This window comes from Oceanimonas marisflavi (genome assembly GCF_003049725.1).
GTDB lineage: Bacteria > Pseudomonadota > Gammaproteobacteria > Enterobacterales > Aeromonadaceae > Oceanimonas > Oceanimonas marisflavi.
The window spans coordinates 16741-30984 of the sequence record NZ_QAGM01000009.1 but is presented as its reverse complement, the minus strand read 5'-3'; the positions used below and the strand labels follow the sequence as shown (position 1 = coordinate 30984).

At 58.5% G+C, this 14244-nt stretch carries 15 protein-coding genes, 2 tRNA genes, 1 pseudogene and 1 riboswitch; of the genes and pseudogenes, 15 read left to right on the top strand and 3 right to left on the bottom strand.

Going from position 1 to position 14244, the window contains the following annotated elements:
• Nucleotides 1-34: 34 nt before the first annotated feature.
• Together DA373_RS07495 and DA373_RS07490 are read left to right on the top strand one after the other, a co-directional pair.
• Nucleotides 35-110, top strand: a tRNA-Gly gene (locus tag DA373_RS07495).
• 10 nt (nt 111-120) lie between these two features.
• Nucleotides 121-194 (top strand) — tRNA-Cys (locus DA373_RS07490).
• On the opposite strand, the gene DA373_RS07485 is transcribed toward DA373_RS07490, so the two are convergent.
• Nucleotides 163-1005, bottom strand: coding sequence for a DUF1853 family protein (locus tag DA373_RS07485; RefSeq protein ID WP_107851696.1), 843 nt, complete (start codon nt 1003-1005; stop codon nt 163-165). The genes DA373_RS07490 and DA373_RS07485 overlap by 32 nt on opposite strands.
• A gap of 52 nt (nt 1006-1057) precedes the next feature.
• Between DA373_RS07485 and DA373_RS07480 the strand changes: the two genes are divergently transcribed.
• The 8 genes from DA373_RS07480 (at nt 1058) to moaE (ending at nt 7128) form a co-directional block, all read left to right on the top strand.
• Complete coding sequence (locus tag DA373_RS07480; RefSeq protein ID WP_107851695.1) at nt 1058-1816, top strand: Nif3-like dinuclear metal center hexameric protein; 759 nt, start codon at nt 1058-1060, stop codon at nt 1814-1816.
• 230 nt (nt 1817-2046) lie between these two features.
• On the top strand, nt 2047-3426 hold the full coding sequence (locus tag DA373_RS07475) for a sigma-54-dependent transcriptional regulator (RefSeq protein ID WP_198650265.1): 1380 nt from the start codon (nt 2047-2049) through the stop codon (nt 3424-3426).
• Nucleotides 3419-3793, top strand: coding sequence for an Hpt domain-containing protein (locus tag DA373_RS07470; RefSeq protein ID WP_107851694.1), 375 nt, complete (start codon nt 3419-3421; stop codon nt 3791-3793). Before DA373_RS07475 ends, DA373_RS07470 begins: the two co-directional genes overlap by 8 nt.
• Before the next feature lie 348 nt (nt 3794-4141).
• Nucleotides 4142-4287: riboswitch (molybdenum cofactor riboswitch) on the top strand.
• Nucleotides 4275-5255 carry a GTP 3',8-cyclase MoaA gene (gene moaA, locus DA373_RS07465; RefSeq protein ID WP_107851693.1) on the top strand — a complete coding sequence of 327 codons (981 nt, stop codon included), beginning with the start codon at nt 4275-4277 and terminating at the stop codon, nt 5253-5255. It overlaps the preceding riboswitch by 13 nt.
• 199 nt (nt 5256-5454) lie before the next feature.
• The gene (moaB, locus tag DA373_RS07460; protein ID WP_107851692.1) at nt 5455-5964 is read left to right on the top strand and encodes a molybdenum cofactor biosynthesis protein B; all 510 of its coding nucleotides are present in this window, start codon (nt 5455-5457) and stop codon (nt 5962-5964) included.
• A gap of 3 nt (nt 5965-5967) precedes the next feature.
• Nucleotides 5968-6444, top strand: coding sequence for a cyclic pyranopterin monophosphate synthase MoaC (moaC, locus tag DA373_RS07455; RefSeq protein ID WP_107851691.1), 477 nt, complete (start codon nt 5968-5970; stop codon nt 6442-6444).
• A complete protein-coding gene (gene moaD / locus DA373_RS07450) occupies nt 6441-6686 on the top strand; it encodes a molybdopterin synthase sulfur carrier subunit (RefSeq protein WP_107851690.1) in 246 nt (81 codons plus the stop codon). The genes moaC and moaD overlap by 4 nt, the downstream gene beginning before the upstream one ends.
• Before the next feature lies 1 nt (nt 6687).
• Nucleotides 6688-7128, top strand: a complete 441-nt coding sequence (gene moaE, locus DA373_RS07445; RefSeq protein ID WP_107851689.1) for a molybdopterin synthase catalytic subunit MoaE — start codon at nt 6688-6690, stop codon at nt 7126-7128.
• A 456-nt stretch (nt 7129-7584) separates the two neighbouring features.
• Here moaE and moeA read toward each other — a convergent pair whose 3' ends face one another.
• On the bottom strand, nt 7585-8823 hold the full coding sequence (moeA, locus tag DA373_RS07440) for a molybdopterin molybdotransferase MoeA (RefSeq protein WP_107851688.1): 1239 nt from the start codon (nt 8821-8823) through the stop codon (nt 7585-7587).
• Between the two features lie 156 nt (nt 8824-8979).
• Between moeA and folE the strand changes: the two genes are divergently transcribed.
• The 4 genes from folE (at nt 8980) to speA (ending at nt 13157) form a co-directional block, all read left to right on the top strand.
• Entirely contained in the window at nt 8980-9636 is a 657-nt protein-coding gene (gene folE, locus DA373_RS07435; protein ID WP_107851687.1) for a GTP cyclohydrolase I FolE, read from the top strand.
• 57 nt (nt 9637-9693) lie between these two features.
• Nucleotides 9694-9972 (top strand): SelT/SelW/SelH family protein, encoded by a 279-nt coding sequence (locus tag DA373_RS07430; RefSeq protein WP_107851686.1) that lies wholly within the window; start codon nt 9694-9696, stop codon nt 9970-9972.
• A 181-nt stretch (nt 9973-10153) separates the two neighbouring features.
• On the top strand, nt 10154-11056 hold the full coding sequence (locus DA373_RS07425; protein WP_232821221.1) for a patatin-like phospholipase family protein: 903 nt from the start codon (nt 10154-10156) through the stop codon (nt 11054-11056).
• 196 nt (nt 11057-11252) lie between these two features.
• Nucleotides 11253-13157: a biosynthetic arginine decarboxylase gene (gene speA / locus DA373_RS07420; RefSeq protein ID WP_107851685.1), complete on the top strand. Its 1905-nt coding sequence runs from the start codon at nt 11253-11255 to the stop codon at nt 13155-13157.
• A 54-nt stretch (nt 13158-13211) separates the two neighbouring features.
• On the opposite strand, the gene rsmS is transcribed toward speA, so the two are convergent.
• A complete protein-coding gene (rsmS, locus tag DA373_RS07415; protein WP_107851684.1) occupies nt 13212-13376 on the bottom strand; it encodes a pleiotropic regulatory protein RsmS in 165 nt (54 codons plus the stop codon).
• Nucleotides 13377-13615: 239 nt separating this feature from the next.
• Between rsmS and DA373_RS16620 the strand changes: the two are divergent.
• Nucleotides 13616-14244: pseudogene (locus DA373_RS16620) on the top strand (TetR/AcrR family transcriptional regulator).

Genomic DNA, 14244 nt, shown 5'->3' with positions numbered 1-14244 from the left:
ACCAGCTGTTGAAACATCAAGTCAAAGCTTGTATGCGGGAATAGCTCAGCTGGTAGAGCACAACCTTGCCAAGGTTGGGGTCGCGAGTTCGAATCTCGTTTCCCGCTCCAAATCTGCAAAGGCGCGTTAGCAAAGCGGTTATGCAGCGGATTGCAAATCCGTTCAGTCCGGTTCGACTCCGGAACGCGCCTCCATTTTTCTCTCCTGTATTTTCTCGTTCCAGTTCTTGTTTACTTTTACATACCAGTTACCGTTTTTGTCCCGGTAATTTTGCCGATCCCGGCATTCGTCCGTGTACCGGCCACCGGTCATCCATCCCAGCTTGTGTTGCGGCTCAAAGCCAGTGCCCGGCGCCTTGTGGCCCCATCTGCCAATATGGGTGTCATTGCCTTCGGGCAGGGGCGCGCCCAGTGGATAGAACAGCCTGCCTTTCATGACCAGCCGGGTGCGCTCCGGCATCAGTCCCTCGGCCATCAGTGCCCGGCGCACGGCCGGCTGGCGGCTCAGCTGCAGCTGGTGCTGCTGCATATGATCCAGCTTGCGTCTCAGCCTGTCGCACGGGTTGATGCCCAAGGCGCTGTCCTGCGGCGCCTGAGTGTCGGTGATCAAATAGAACTTAACGGCCAGCTCCCAGTGCTCTATACGCCGGTGCCGGTGATCCCACAGCAGCAGATCAAAGGCCCCGAGTGTGCGTCCGCCCACGACCTGCTGGCGGTTATAGCCCAGCACCTGAAAGCGTGCGTGATCGAGCAGAAAAAAGTGCCACAGGGCTTCAAAGTACTGACCCAGACGACGACATTGCCTGCAGTGCCGGTGCAGCACGGCGGGATCCTGATCCAGTGCCAGCAGGCGCGGATGGTATTCCTCCAGCAAGCCGGCATACCAGTCGTCGTCAGGAGCCATTGGCAGACCGGGCAACAGACCCGGGCTGCCGATGGCCCATGCCAGGTCACGCACCTCGTTGTTGACAAGCCGATCCAATAACTCGTCCAGTAAAAGGCCCATAACCCTCCTCTTTTGCTTTACAATAGACCCATTTCAAATAACGGGAGCCGGCATGAATAATATCGAGCTCGAACAGCTGCTCAACCGGCAGCTGAACGTGAATGCCATTCGGGATTATTGCCCGAACGGACTGCAAGTGGAAGGCCGTGCAGACGTGCGCCATATCGTGACCGGGGTGACCGCCAGTCAGGCCTTGATCGACCGGGCCATTGAGCTGAATGCCGATGCCATTCTGGTGCACCATGGCTATTTCTGGAAGGGCGAGTCCCAGCCGGTGCGCGGCATCAAGCGCCGCCGGCTGAAGGCGTTGCTCGGCCATGACATCAATCTTTATGCCTATCATCTGCCGCTGGATATTGCCCCCGAGCTTGGCAACAACGCCCGGCTGGCCAGTTTGCTCGGTATTCGCGTAACCGGCCCGCTTGAGCCCGGCAATGAACTGTCGGTGGCCATGGCCGGTGAACTGAACCCGCCCGTGAGCGGTGCCGAGCTGGCGGCACGCATTGAGCAGCGCCTGGGTCGCAGTGTGTTACATGTGGGAGATGCCGGTCCGGAACTGATCCGGCGCATTGGCTGGTGCACCGGGGGTGGCCAGGGCTATATCGATCTGGCGGCGGAGCAGGGTATGGATGCCTTTATCAGCGGTGAAGTGTCGGAGCAGACGGTGCACTCGGCCAGAGAGCAGGGGGTGCATTTCTTTGCGGCGGGCCATCATGCCACCGAACGTTATGGTGTTAAGGCACTCGGCGAATGGCTGGCCAGCCAGCACGGTTTTGAGGTGGACTTTGTCGATATCGACAATCCGGCCTGAGCATAAAAAAAGACCAGGGCGGAGATCCGACCCTGGTTTCGCAGCAGCCACACGGGCATAAAAAGAGGCTTCGTTTTCACATCGCGCTAACGTATGGAAATGCGGGCAACAAGAGTGACAAATGAGTCATACCGAATGTTGAAATAATGTTAACATTAAGTTGCCGCGAGGCAAGCCCTTTTTAGCCCAAAGCTGAAAATAATTGGTATGGAAACAACGAGAGAAACGCAATGGTAGAGGAAAGGCTGAATGTCCTGATGGTGGAAGATACACCTTCACTGGCGGCCATGTATCAGTTGTTTTTGCAGGACGAGCCTTTGTCGCTGACCGTGGTCAGCAATGGCCAGCAGGCGCTGGAGCATATTCGTCGCCAGCCCCCCGATATTTTGTTACTGGATCTGATCCTGCCCGATATGCCGGGCATGGAAATTTTGCAATGGTTGCACCAGGAGCAGCTGAATATCACCACCATAGTGATGACGGCACATGGCTCGGTGGATGTGGCGGTTGACGCCATGCGCCTGGGCGCCCACGACTTTATCAGCAAGCCGGTGGAGGCGGAGCGACTCAAGGTCACCCTGCACAACACCATGCAGTTCCGTCATCTCAACCGGCTGGTCAATCAATACCGCCACGAAATCGAGCGGGAGCGCTTTCAGGGCTTCATTGGTGAAAGCCTGCCGATGCAGAAGGTGTACCGGCTGATTGAAAACGCGGCCCCCAGCACCGCCACTGTTTTTATTACCGGTGAAAGCGGTACCGGCAAGGAAGTCTGTGCCGAGGCCATTCACCAGCTCAGTGGCCGGGCCGAGGGCCCCTTTATTGCCCTGAACTGTGCCGCCATTCCCCGGGATCTGATGGAAAGCGAACTGTTCGGCCATATCAAGGGTGCCTTTACCGGCGCCCTGCAGGACAGGGACGGTGCCGTGATCCGCGCCAACGGGGGCACCCTGTTTATGGACGAGATCTGCGAAATGGATCTGGAGCTGCAAAGCAAGCTGCTGCGCTTTTTGCAGACCGGCCTTATTCAGCCGGTGGGCAGCTCCAATCACGTCAAGGTGGATGTACGCATTGTCTGTGCCACCAACCGTGATCCGCTGGTGGAAGTGGAGCAGGGGCGCTTTCGGGAAGATCTGTATTACCGTCTGCACGTGATCCCGGTGCACCTGCCGCCGCTCAGAGAGCGGGGGGCCGATGTCATCAGTATTGCCACTGCCCTGGTGCGTCAGGCTTCCCGGGAAGAAGGCAAGGAGTTTGTGGGCCTGTCAGAAACGACCAAGGATCGTTTTCAGGCCTATCACTGGCCGGGTAACGTACGCCAGCTGCAAAACGTGATCCGTAATGCCGTGGTATTGCACCGGGGAGAGTGGATCGACGTCGATATGCTGCCCGCGCCCCTTGACCGACCCTTGTCCGAGATGCCGGCCGCAGAGCGGGAGCTGGCGCAGACGCCGCAGCCTATTTTGCCGCTGGCGGTGATCGAGCGACAGGCCATTGAGCGCACCATTGCCCACTGTGAGGGGAATATCTCCCGGGCGGCGGCACTGCTTGAAGTCAGCCCGTCCACCATTTACCGCAAGCTGCAAAGCTGGGGAGACGACAATGGCTGACTGGCAGCGGTTGTACCGGCGCCTGCCCTTGCTTGATCCTGCCCGGCTGGAGCAACTGGAACGGGAGCTGGGCAGTGACGCGCTGGCGCGATTGCTGGCGTTGTTTGCCGAAGACGGAGTGCAGCAGGGGGAATCCCTGGCCCGGGCATTTACTGCGCAGGACACGGAAGAGATGGCCCGCTGGTGCCACAGCCTGAAATCGGCCTGTGGCAGCTATGGAGCGCTGCGTTGCCAGTTCCTGGCAGAAAAACTGGAGGCAGCCTGCCGCAGGCAGGACGGTGATGAAATTTCATTGCTGATGAACGCCTGGCAAGAGGCGTTGGCCGATACCCTGCCACAGGTGAAAACACAGCGGGAAGGCCGGTAAGCAGACAAAAAAAATGGCCAACCCAATGGGTTGGCCGAACTTCAGCGGGAGCTGAAGAGAGCACGGGATAAAAACGACTGTTTATATATATGAAAGTATCGTGCCAACTTTTCAAAACCCCGTCCCACAAGGCTTTGCGGCCATTTTCAGCCAAAATTCACTGTTGCGATATGCGAAAATTATCATTTTGGTATGGTTTCGTGACGCAATATGCAAACAGGCTCTGGATGACACTCCCCCGATTATTCTTCAAATGTGTAAACCTCACACACTCGTGATCCTGCTTAAATACTGCTTGATCTGAATCAATGTTTGCCCCTAAGGTGAAGGCGAGAATAAGTACATAAAATTGTTATCAAACTCCGAGTCCGGTAGACCTAAGTCGTTGCATGATAGGGTTGCCGAACCGTTCGAACCGCACATCAGGGTTCGTCAGGGTGCCGCCAGAAATGCCGTCGCCTCCCGTATTGGAAAGGTGTTTATGTTTGAGTTACAAGACGCGTTCGCGCGCAAATTTCATTATTTGCGGTTGTCGGTTACCGATGTCTGCAACTTTCGCTGTCAGTACTGCCTGCCCGATGGCTACCGCCCCGATGGGCGCAAGTCGTTTCTCACCCTGAGCGAAATTGGTCATATCACCCGTGCCTTTGCCGCCATGGGCACCAACAAGGTGCGTATTACCGGTGGCGAGCCTTCCATGCGCCGGGACTTTACCGATATTATTGAAACCGTGGCCTCCACGCCGGGTATTCGCAAGGTGGCCACCACCACCAACGGCTACCGCATGGCCGACCAGGTGGCTGACTGGCGCAGTGCCGGTCTCGATGCCATCAATGTCAGCGTGGACAGCCTGGATCCGCGCATGTTTCATCAGATCACCGGTCAGAACCGCTTTCATGAGGTGATGGCGGGCATTGACGCCGCCTTTGCCGCCGGCTTTGAGCAGGTCAAGGTCAATACCGTGCTGATGCGCGGGCTCAACGACGGTGAGCTGGGCGAATTTCTGGCCTGGATCAGGTCAAACCCCATTCAGTTGCGCTTTATCGAGCTGATGCAGACCGGTGAGATGGACGAGCTGTTTGAACGCCACCATGTGCGCGGGGCCGCCATCAAGGAAAAACTGCTGGAAGCGGGCTGGCAGCAAAAGGTACGCGCCCATAACGACGGCCCGGCCGAGGTGTTCTGGCACGCCGACTATGTGGGCGAAATCGGTCTTATCATGCCCTATGCCAAAGATTTTTGTGCCAGCTGCAACCGGCTCAGGGTGTCGTCGCTGGGCAAGCTGCATTTGTGCCTGTTTGGCGAATATGGCGTGGATCTGCGGGATCTGCTGCAGCATGAAGGGCAGCAGGCGGCGCTGCAACGGCGGCTGCGCGAGGCCCTGGCCGACAAAAAGGCCACTCACTTCCTGCACGAAGGCCTCAGCGGCATGACGCCCCATCTGGCCTCCATCGGCGGCTGAGCATTCCCTGACATTTCAGCGTGGCCGTGCCAGTTGCCCGACATGCGTGGTGTAGAGGCTTTCTGATCTGGATCCATGAAGCATTAAAAAGCCTTTGGCATCATGGCCGCAGGCTTTTTTGTTATTGACCTGTCACGCCCCCGGGGCGAACAATGCAGGCCGTTATTGTTTTCAACTGAAGATATCAAGGGGTACATTCATGAGTCATGCAAGCCAGGAGCGGGTGCCGCTCAACATTGCAGTGCTTACCGTTTCCGACACCCGCACCGAAGACACCGATACGTCCGGTCGTTTTCTGGTGGACGCCCTCACCGGTGCCGGCCACCGGCTGGCGGAAAAGGTCATTCTCAAGGATGACAAGTACGACATTCGCGCACTGGTGTCCCGCTGGATTGCCAGCCCCGAGGTACAGGTGGTGATCATCACCGGCGGCACCGGCTTTACCGGCCGTGATACCACCCCCGAGGCGGTGGCCCCGCTGCTCGATACCGTGGTAGACGGCTTTGGCGAGCTGTTCCGTCATATTACCTATCAGGAGCTGGGCACCTCCACGGTGCAGAGCCGCGCTCTGGGTGGACTGGCCAACCGCACGGCGGTGTTCTGCCTGCCGGGCTCCACCGGCGCCTGCCGCACCGGCTGGAACGGCATTCTGGCGGAGCAGCTTGATGCCCGCCACAAGCCCTGCAACTTTGTACAGCATCTGGTGTAAGTCATGAGTGAGCTGACTCATATCAACGCCTCGGGTGAGGCCAACATGGTGGATGTAAGCGACAAGGCAGTCACCAGCCGGGAAGCCCGGGCCGAGGCCTGGGTGCTGATGGCGCCCGAGACCCTGGCGCTTATTGTGGAAGGCCGGCATCACAAGGGCGATGTGTTCGCCACCGCCCGCATCGCCGGCATTATGGCGGCCAAGAAAACATCCGATCTTATTCCGTTGTGCCATCCGCTGGCGCTGTCAAAGGTGGAAGTGAAACTCGACGCCGACCGAGAGCGGAGCGGAGTACGCATTGAGAGTTACTGCAAGCTGGCCGGCCAGACCGGGGTGGAGATGGAAGCCCTGACCGCCGCCTCGGTGGCGGCGCTGACCATTTACGACATGTGCAAGGCGGTACAGAAAGACATGCTGATCGAGGGCGTGCGTCTGCTGGAGAAAAAGGGCGGCAAGTCCGGGGAGTTCAAGGCCAAATGATCAAGGTAGTATTTTTTGCCCGCGTGCGGGAACAACTGGGCACGGATGCGCTGGATGTGGCGGCGGAGTTTGCCGATGTGAACGCCCTGCGGGAGCACCTGGCCGGGCGCGATGCCAGCTGGGCCAAAGTGCTGGCCGACAATAGTCTGCTGGTGGCGGTGAATCATGAAGTGGCCACCCCCGGCACCATGCTCAAGGACGGCGACGAAGTGGCCTTCTTTCCACCGGTCACCGGAGGCTGAGATGATTCGGGTACAGACCGAGGACTTTTGCCTGGCCACCGAATATGCCGCCCTGAGCCAGTCTTATCAGACCGGCGCCGTGGTCACCTTTGTGGGCAAGGTACGGGACATGAATCAGGGCGATGCGGTCAGTGGCATGACCCTGGAGCACTACCCGGGCATGACTGAGCACGCCCTGGAAAAAATTGTGGCCGAGGCAAAACGCCGCTGGCCGCTGCTGGACTGCCGGGTGATCCACAGGGTGAGTGCCCTTGAGCTGGGGGATCAGATCGTGTTTGTGGGCGTGGCCAGCCAGCACCGGGAGGCGGCTTTTGAGGCCTGCCATTTCATTATGGACTACCTCAAGACCCGGGCGCCGTTCTGGAAAAAGGAGCGCACCACCGATGGCGAGCGCTGGGTGGATGCCAAAGACAGCGACACCGAAGCGGCGAGCAAGTGGTAATCCTTCGGGAGCTTGAAGCTGCAGCTCGAAGCATCAGCGCGGTTGCACTCCGCCGACACGCTTCAAGTACCTCCCTGTAACGCTCGAAAATGCCATCCATGGCATTTAATGGTCGGCTACGGCAATCCCCACTGCTGCTTCGGTTAACATCGACGCTGCCTGTAAGCGGCTAGTCAGCTCAGAGTACCTCCAGGAGGGCAAAGGGTGTCTGCTTCGCCGAGCCCTTCGCGCCAGGGATGGCGCGACGGAGCCTACATGGAAGTATTCACGGCGTGCCGGAGAAGCAGTGCGCTTTGTCCGACGAAAGCGCATGGTTCTGCAAACGATGGAAACTTGTGACCAAGAGACAGGCTGTCAGCCTGCCACTGATTCGCCCGGATAAATCCGGGCCTACAGGGCCCCTCGATGTAAAAAAATGCCGGGTCGAGCCCGGCATGACAGCCAACCTGCCTGTATTTACCAGTAAAGCCCGTCGATCAGCTCCAGAGTCACGGTTTCGCCGGTTTCCACCCGGCCTCTGTCCTGCTCGAGGTGCAGCAGGCAGTTGGCCTCGGCCATGGCGCTGAACACCGCCGAGCTTTGTGAGCCGGCGGGCACCACGCCCAGGCTGCCATCGGCCTGAGGCTCTGCCCGGCCACGCTGAAAGTCCATCCGTCCGGGTGACTTGTTAAAAGGCATCAGGGCGGTGGCCTGCAGGGTAACGGTGGGGGCGAGCTGCTCACCGGCCAGTTTTGCCAGGGCCGGACGTACCAGCAGATGAAAGGTCACCGCCGCCGACACCGGATTACCCGGCAGGCCAAAAAAGGCGCACTGGTCAATGTGGCCAAAGGCAAAAGGCTTGCCCGGCTTGATGGCCAGCTTCCAGAAACCGATGCGGCCCACTTCTTCCAGCACGGTTTTGGTGTGATCCGCATCACCCACCGACACGCCGCCGGAGGTGATCACCGCATCGTGGCTGGCCGCGGCCTTAACAAAGGTGGCGCGAATACGGTCGGGATCATCGGCAATAATGCCGTAATCGGTGATGTCCACGCCCAGCCGGGTCAGCATGGCGGCCAGACCAATGCGGTTGGAGTCGTAGATTTCCCCCGGTGCCAGCAGCTCGCCCGGGCGTTTGAGTTCGTCGCCGGTCGACAGCAGGGCCACCTTCAGTGGCCGGCGTACGTTGACCTGTTCCAGCCCCAGTGACGCCAGCACCGACAGTACCCGGGCGTTAATGCGCATGCCCGCCCTGAATACGGTTTCGCCCTGGGCCAGATCTTCCGCTGCCTGGCGTACATGCTGGCCTGGCCGCACTCCGCCCCGAATGTGTATCCGGTTGTGAACCGATTCACAATTTTCCTGCATCACCACGCTGTCGGCACCCAGAGGCAGGGCGGCGCCGGTCATGATGCGTACGCACTGACCCGGCCCGACACGGTCATTGAAGGGGTGGCCAGCCAGGCTGGTGCCGATCAGCTCCAGTCCGTCAGAAGCGGCATCTTCGGCGCGCAGGGCATAGCCGTCCATGGCTGAATTGGCAAAGGCGGGGACATCCAGTGGTGATATTACGTCATCCGCCAGCACACGGTTAAGGGCCTGCTCCAGCGATACCAGCTCTGCCGCAGCAACGGCGTCCAGCTGGCCCAGCATATCGGCTCTGGCATCTTCAAAAGGGCGTAAACCGGGTTGACTGCAACAATCTTGAATGGCCATGTTCGGGCTCCCTGAATGTGTTGTTGAGCTTTATTATTTCAGACACTGAGGGTGATTGTCATATGGATGCAAACGAAAATGGGTGTTATCCATCATTCACAGCAAAGACCAAATGCACTAACATGCCAACAGATTGTAAATCCTACGGAGATCATCATGACCGCATTGAGCGATGCAGCCATCCGGGTCCGCTCGGCCCTGGAAGCCCGGGGTCTCGAAACCCCCATGCGCAGTAACAACCTGACCACGGACGAACAACAGGCACAAATTACCGGTCTGATGACTCAGGTAATGGATGTACTGGGACTGGATCTGGAAGACGACAGCCTGGCCGAAACCCCGCAGCGTATTGCCAAAATGTATGTACGGGAAATCTTCTCGGGCCTGGATTATGCCCACTTTCCCAAGATCACCCTGATTGACAACAAAATGCAGGTCGATGAAATGGTGCAGGTGCGTGACATCACGCTCACCAGTACCTGTGAACATCATTTCGTCACCATAGACGGTACCGCCACCGTGGCCTATATTCCCCGGGGCAAGGTGATCGGCCTGTCCAAAATCAACCGCATCGTGCAGTTCTTTGCCCGCCGGCCTCAGGTGCAGGAGCGGCTGACCCAGCAGGTGCTGGTGGCGCTGCAGGCCCTGCTGGAGTCGGACGATGTGGCCGTCAGCATTACTGCCACCCACTATTGCGTCAAGGCGCGGGGCGTCATGGATGCCACCAGCAGTACGACGACCACTTCCCTCGGCGGTATTTTTAAAAGCCGGCAGGCTACCCGTCAGGAGTTTCTGAGCGGCGTGTCGCGCTGACACACCATTCATTGCATGCCGGGCCCGAGCCCGGCATGCAGGTTTAAGGGAAGTATCATGAAACCCAGAGTGGAAATTCGTTACTGCAGCCTGTGTCGCTGGCTGTTGCGTTCCGGCTGGCTGGCCCAGGAAATATTATCCACCTTTGCTGATGATGTGGGTGAGGTGGCGCTGATTCCCGGTGACAAGGGCCAGTTTCAGATCCTGGTGGACGGAGAGCTTATCTGGTGCCGGGTGGCTGACCAGGGTTTTCCGGAAGCGAAGGAAATCAAGCAGCGCATTCGCGATCGCATTGCCCCCGAGCGCGACCTCGGCCATAACGACCGCCGCCACTGAGTCTGTTTACCCGCCCTTTGCGGTATTTGTTGCCGAATATCCCCCCTGCACTGCATCAGTACGCTTTAATAAAAGAAAAGCGATATGGTGGTCGCAAGATAAACGGGCACCCATGGCCCGGCATAATCCTCTGATGACAGGGTCGTCCATGCTCAGGCAGCGAACGGAACAGGTAAAAAAGTTGTCCGGCTTGCTCTCCGACAATCAGGCGGGGCAGGGACGACTTGCCCTGATCTGTGAAGGAGGAGGGCAGCGCGGCATCTTTACCGCCGGTGTGCTCGATGCCTTTATGGCTGCGGACTTTGACCCCTTTGATCTCTTTATCGGCTCCTCGGCCGGCGCCCAGAACCTGTCTGCCTATGTTTGTCACAGTCGTGGCTTCGCCAGAGAAGTGATTACCGACTACACCACCCGTTCCGATTTCTTTCGTCCGCTGCACTTTGCCCGCGGGGGAGACCTGGTGGATCTGGACTGGTATTTTGAGGTGCTGCGCCACGAGCTGCCTCTTGATGTGGTGACCGGACACCGGCGGCTGGGAGCGCGGGAGCTGCTGTTTTGCAGCACCCGGGCCCGGGATCATCTGCCCCACTATTTTCATCCGGCCGACACCGACTGGTTGCTGGGCCTCAAGGCGTCCAGTGCCATTCCGCTGTTGTACCGGGCCGGTGTGGAATGGCAGGGAGAGCGCTATCTCGACGGAGGTGTGGCCGATGCCATTCCGGTGCGTGAGGCCTGGCGCCGGGGAGCCCGTGTACTGGTGGTGATCCGTACTCAGCCCGGCGATATGCGTTTCAGTCTGAGCTGGGCCCGGCGGCTGGAAGGCTGGCTCGGACGGGACCGGCTCGGTGAGCTGCTGGCGATAGTGCGTGCCTATCAGCGTTGCTGCGACGATGCTCATCGTTTTATGACCCGGCCACCAGACAGGGCCCGGGTATTTGAAATTGCGCCCCCCGCACCTTTGCACAGCCGGGTGCTGGGCTCGACTCGTGCCCAGCTGGATCGGGATTATCAGCTTGGGTTCAGCTGCGGACAGCATTTTTTGCATCAGCACGGTCCCTTGCTGGAGCGGCTGGGGCGTCAATAAAGTGCACGTCGGCCCGGATCAGTACTGGTCAGCGTCCGGCGTGGGTTGTACACTCGCCTCCCGATTTTTGCCGGCGTCGAATGAGCTGCTTTTACCCGGCCCGACTTGCCTTATACTGGCGAAAAATCGAATTGAAATCGCACCGGGCTCATGGCCCGGATTTTACTGACCCTGAACATTAAAGGGGACAAAGAGCATGGCAGAATGGTCCGCAAACGATGCGCTCAAGGTATATAACCTGCCTTACTGGGGCGCCGGCTTTTTCCATCTTGACGAGCAGGGGCGTGTTTGTGTCACGCCCGACAAGACCCGTCCCGAGGCAAAAGTGGTACTGGCAGAGGTAGTAGAGCAGCTCAAGGCCGAGGGCTACGCCGCCCCTGTGCTGCTGCGCTTTCCCGATATCATCAAGAGCCGCATCGACGCCCTGTTCAACGCCTTTAACGGTGCCATTGAAGATTACGGTTACGAGGGTGATTACCTGACCGTCTATCCCATCAAGGTGAATCAGCAGCGCGGTGTGCTCGATGCCGTCACCAAGGCCTACAAGGACAAGCCGCGTCTGGGGCTGGAAGCCGGATCCAAGCCCGAGTTGCTGGCGGTACTGGCCCATACTCACGAAACCGAGTCGGTGATCGTTTGTAATGGTTACAAGGACAAGGAATACGTGCGCCTGGCGCTGCTGGGTACCAAGATGGGCCATCAGGTCTACATCGTTATCGAAAAGCTCTCCGAGCTGGCGCTGGTGATGGAAGAAGCGGCCAAACTCAAGGTTTCTCCGCGTCTGGGCGTGCGTGCCCGGCTGGCGTCCCAGGGCGCCGGCAAGTGGCAGTCGAGCGGCGGCGAGAAGTCCAAGTTTGGTCTCAGCGCCACTCAGGTGCTGGCGCTGGTCAACCGGCTGAAAGACGCCGGCTGCATCGACTGGCTGCAGCTGCTGCATTTTCACCTGGGCTCCCAGATCGCCAATATTCGCGACATTCAGAAAGGCATTCGTGAGTGTGGCCGTTTTTATGCCGAGCTGCGCCGGCTCGATGTGCCGGTGAACATTGTGGATGTGGGTGGCGGCCTGGGTGTGGACTATGAAGGCACCCGTTCGCAAAGCTACTGCTCGGCCAACTACAACCTGCGGGAATACGCCAATAACGTGGTCTGGGGCATCGGTAACGTGTGCCGGGAATACGATCTGCCTCATCCGCGCATCATCAGTGAATCGGGCCGGGCCATTACCGCCCATCACGCCATGCTGGTGTCCAATGTGATCAGCATTGAGTCGGCCCAGAGCACCAGGCCGGCGGCACCGGCGGAAGATGCGCCTTTCCTGCTCGGCAACATGTGGGAAACCTGGGAAGATCTGTGCCGGGAAGATCCACCGCTGCTGGAGATCTATCACGATACCGTGGCGGAGCTGGCCGATGTGCATGAGCAGTACAACATGGGCATGATGACCCTGGAAGATCGCGCCTGGGCCGAGGAAGTGCATCTCAATATCTGTCTCGGCATCAAGGAAAGGCTGGATCCGGTAAACCGGGCGCACAGGCCCATTATGGACGAGCTCAACGAAAAGCTGGCGGACAAGTGCTTTGTCAACTTCTCGCTGTTCCAGTCGCTGCCCGATGCCTGGGGTATTGATCAGATCTTCCCGGTACTGCCCCTGGACGGCCTCGACCGGCCACCCAGCCGCCGGGCGGTGATCCTGGACATCACCTGTGATTCCGATGGCGCCATCGATCAGTATGTGGACGGTCAGGGTGTGGAAACCACGCTGCCCATGCCCGAGTTTGTACCCGGCCAGCCCCAGTATCTGGGCTTTTTTCTGGTGGGCGCCTATCAGGAAATCCTCGGTGACATGCACAACCTCTTTGGCGATACCCACAGCGCCGAGGTCGTGCTGGACGAGCAGGGACAGCCGCAGATCATCAATATCAAGGAAGGCAGCAACGTGGCCGAGCTGCTGCGTTATGTGGACATTGATCCCACGGTGATCAACGCCCAGTACGAGCTGCAGGCCAGCCACCCGGATCTGGATGAGGAAACCCGGGCGCTGCTGCTCAAGGAGCTCTCCGCCGGACTGGAAGGTTACGCTTACCTCGAAGAAGAGCACTAAGTAAAACGTAAAACGCCCCGCAACGGGGCGTTTTTATTGGGGGCGGCAGCGCCGTCAGTCGTTGCCATGCGATGTTTGCTCGTCCAGCTTGCGTTCAAAGTCACGGGTAACGATGGCCAGAGCGGCCAGCGCCAGCTCGGGCTTAACCTCGTTGACTTCCAGCAGTTCAATCAGATCAACGGCAAGCTGAATATGGGCGGGGGCGTCGTTAAGGCTCATGGTGAGAGTGGCTGGTGAATGATGGTGCCAGTGTACCTTAAAAAAAATGCCCAGCGAAAACGCTGGGCCAAGACTTAGTGCTTAATTGCAGTGGCATTAAGTATGAACGTTACACCGTAAAAAGGTTCCCCTTCTCGCAAAAAAATGAACAAAAAATATTCACCCTGCTGACGCCTTGACAGGCAAGGGGACCAAACATAGATTTTAAACAAGTGTTTTAAACAGAGGTGGGGTAGCCGGTGGCCCGCAGGGATACCAAGCAGAACATACTGGATACTGCCGAAGAGCTCTTTGCCGAAAAGGGATTTAACGGCACCTCGCTGCGGTTGATCACCCGTGCCGCCGGCGTGAATCTGGCCTCGGTCAACTATCATTTTGGCTCGAGAAAGGATCTGATCAAGGCGGTGATGGACCGTTATCTCAGCCTGTTTATGCCGGAAGTGAATAACGCCCTGATACAGCTGCTGGCTCAGTCTCAGATACGGGTGGAGCAGGTCTTTGAATGTTTTGTGGCGCCCCTGATGGGACTGACCCGGGTACGCCGACGCGGCCCGGAAATCTTTTTACAGCTGCTGGGGGGGGCTACATGGACAATCAGGGCTTTTTGCGCTGGTTTATCATCAATCACTATGGTGATGTGGTTGAGCACTTCACTCAGTGTATTCGGCGGGCGGCGCCGGCCTTGTCGTCCGCCGAACTGTTCTGGCGGCTGCACTTTACCCTGGGTACCGTGGTATTCACCATGGCATCGAGTGAGGCGCTCAGGGACATCGCCAGGCACGATTTCAATGAGGATATTGACGTGGAAGGCCTGGTTCGCCGGGTCATTCCCTACCTGGCCAGTGGCATGGAAGCCCGCACCGATTGA

What these genes read in the sequence shown, in the direction of transcription:
- DA373_RS07485 (WP_107851696.1), bottom strand. Translation starts at nt 1,005, where the DNA reads ATGGGCCTTTTACTGGACGAGTTATTGGATCGGCTTGTCAACAACGAG.
- DA373_RS07480 (WP_107851695.1), top strand. Translation starts at nt 1,058, where the DNA reads ATGAATAATATCGAGCTCGAACAGCTGCTCAACCGGCAGCTGAACGTG.
- DA373_RS07475 (WP_198650265.1), top strand. Translation starts at nt 2,047, where the DNA reads ATGGTAGAGGAAAGGCTGAATGTCCTGATGGTGGAAGATACACCTTCA.
- DA373_RS07470 (WP_107851694.1), top strand. Translation starts at nt 3,419, where the DNA reads ATGGCTGACTGGCAGCGGTTGTACCGGCGCCTGCCCTTGCTTGATCCT.
- moaA (WP_107851693.1), top strand. Translation starts at nt 4,275, where the DNA reads ATGTTTGAGTTACAAGACGCGTTCGCGCGCAAATTTCATTATTTGCGG.
- moaB (WP_107851692.1), top strand. Translation starts at nt 5,455, where the DNA reads ATGAGTCATGCAAGCCAGGAGCGGGTGCCGCTCAACATTGCAGTGCTT.
- moaC (WP_107851691.1), top strand. Translation starts at nt 5,968, where the DNA reads ATGAGTGAGCTGACTCATATCAACGCCTCGGGTGAGGCCAACATGGTG.
- moaD (WP_107851690.1), top strand. Translation starts at nt 6,441, where the DNA reads ATGATCAAGGTAGTATTTTTTGCCCGCGTGCGGGAACAACTGGGCACG.
- moaE (WP_107851689.1), top strand. Translation starts at nt 6,688, where the DNA reads ATGATTCGGGTACAGACCGAGGACTTTTGCCTGGCCACCGAATATGCC.
- moeA (WP_107851688.1), bottom strand. Translation starts at nt 8,823, where the DNA reads ATGGCCATTCAAGATTGTTGCAGTCAACCCGGTTTACGCCCTTTTGAA.
- folE (WP_107851687.1), top strand. Translation starts at nt 8,980, where the DNA reads ATGACCGCATTGAGCGATGCAGCCATCCGGGTCCGCTCGGCCCTGGAA.
- DA373_RS07430 (WP_107851686.1), top strand. Translation starts at nt 9,694, where the DNA reads ATGAAACCCAGAGTGGAAATTCGTTACTGCAGCCTGTGTCGCTGGCTG.
- speA (WP_107851685.1), top strand. Translation starts at nt 11,253, where the DNA reads ATGGCAGAATGGTCCGCAAACGATGCGCTCAAGGTATATAACCTGCCT.
- rsmS (WP_107851684.1), bottom strand. Translation starts at nt 13,376, where the DNA reads ATGAGCCTTAACGACGCCCCCGCCCATATTCAGCTTGCCGTTGATCTG.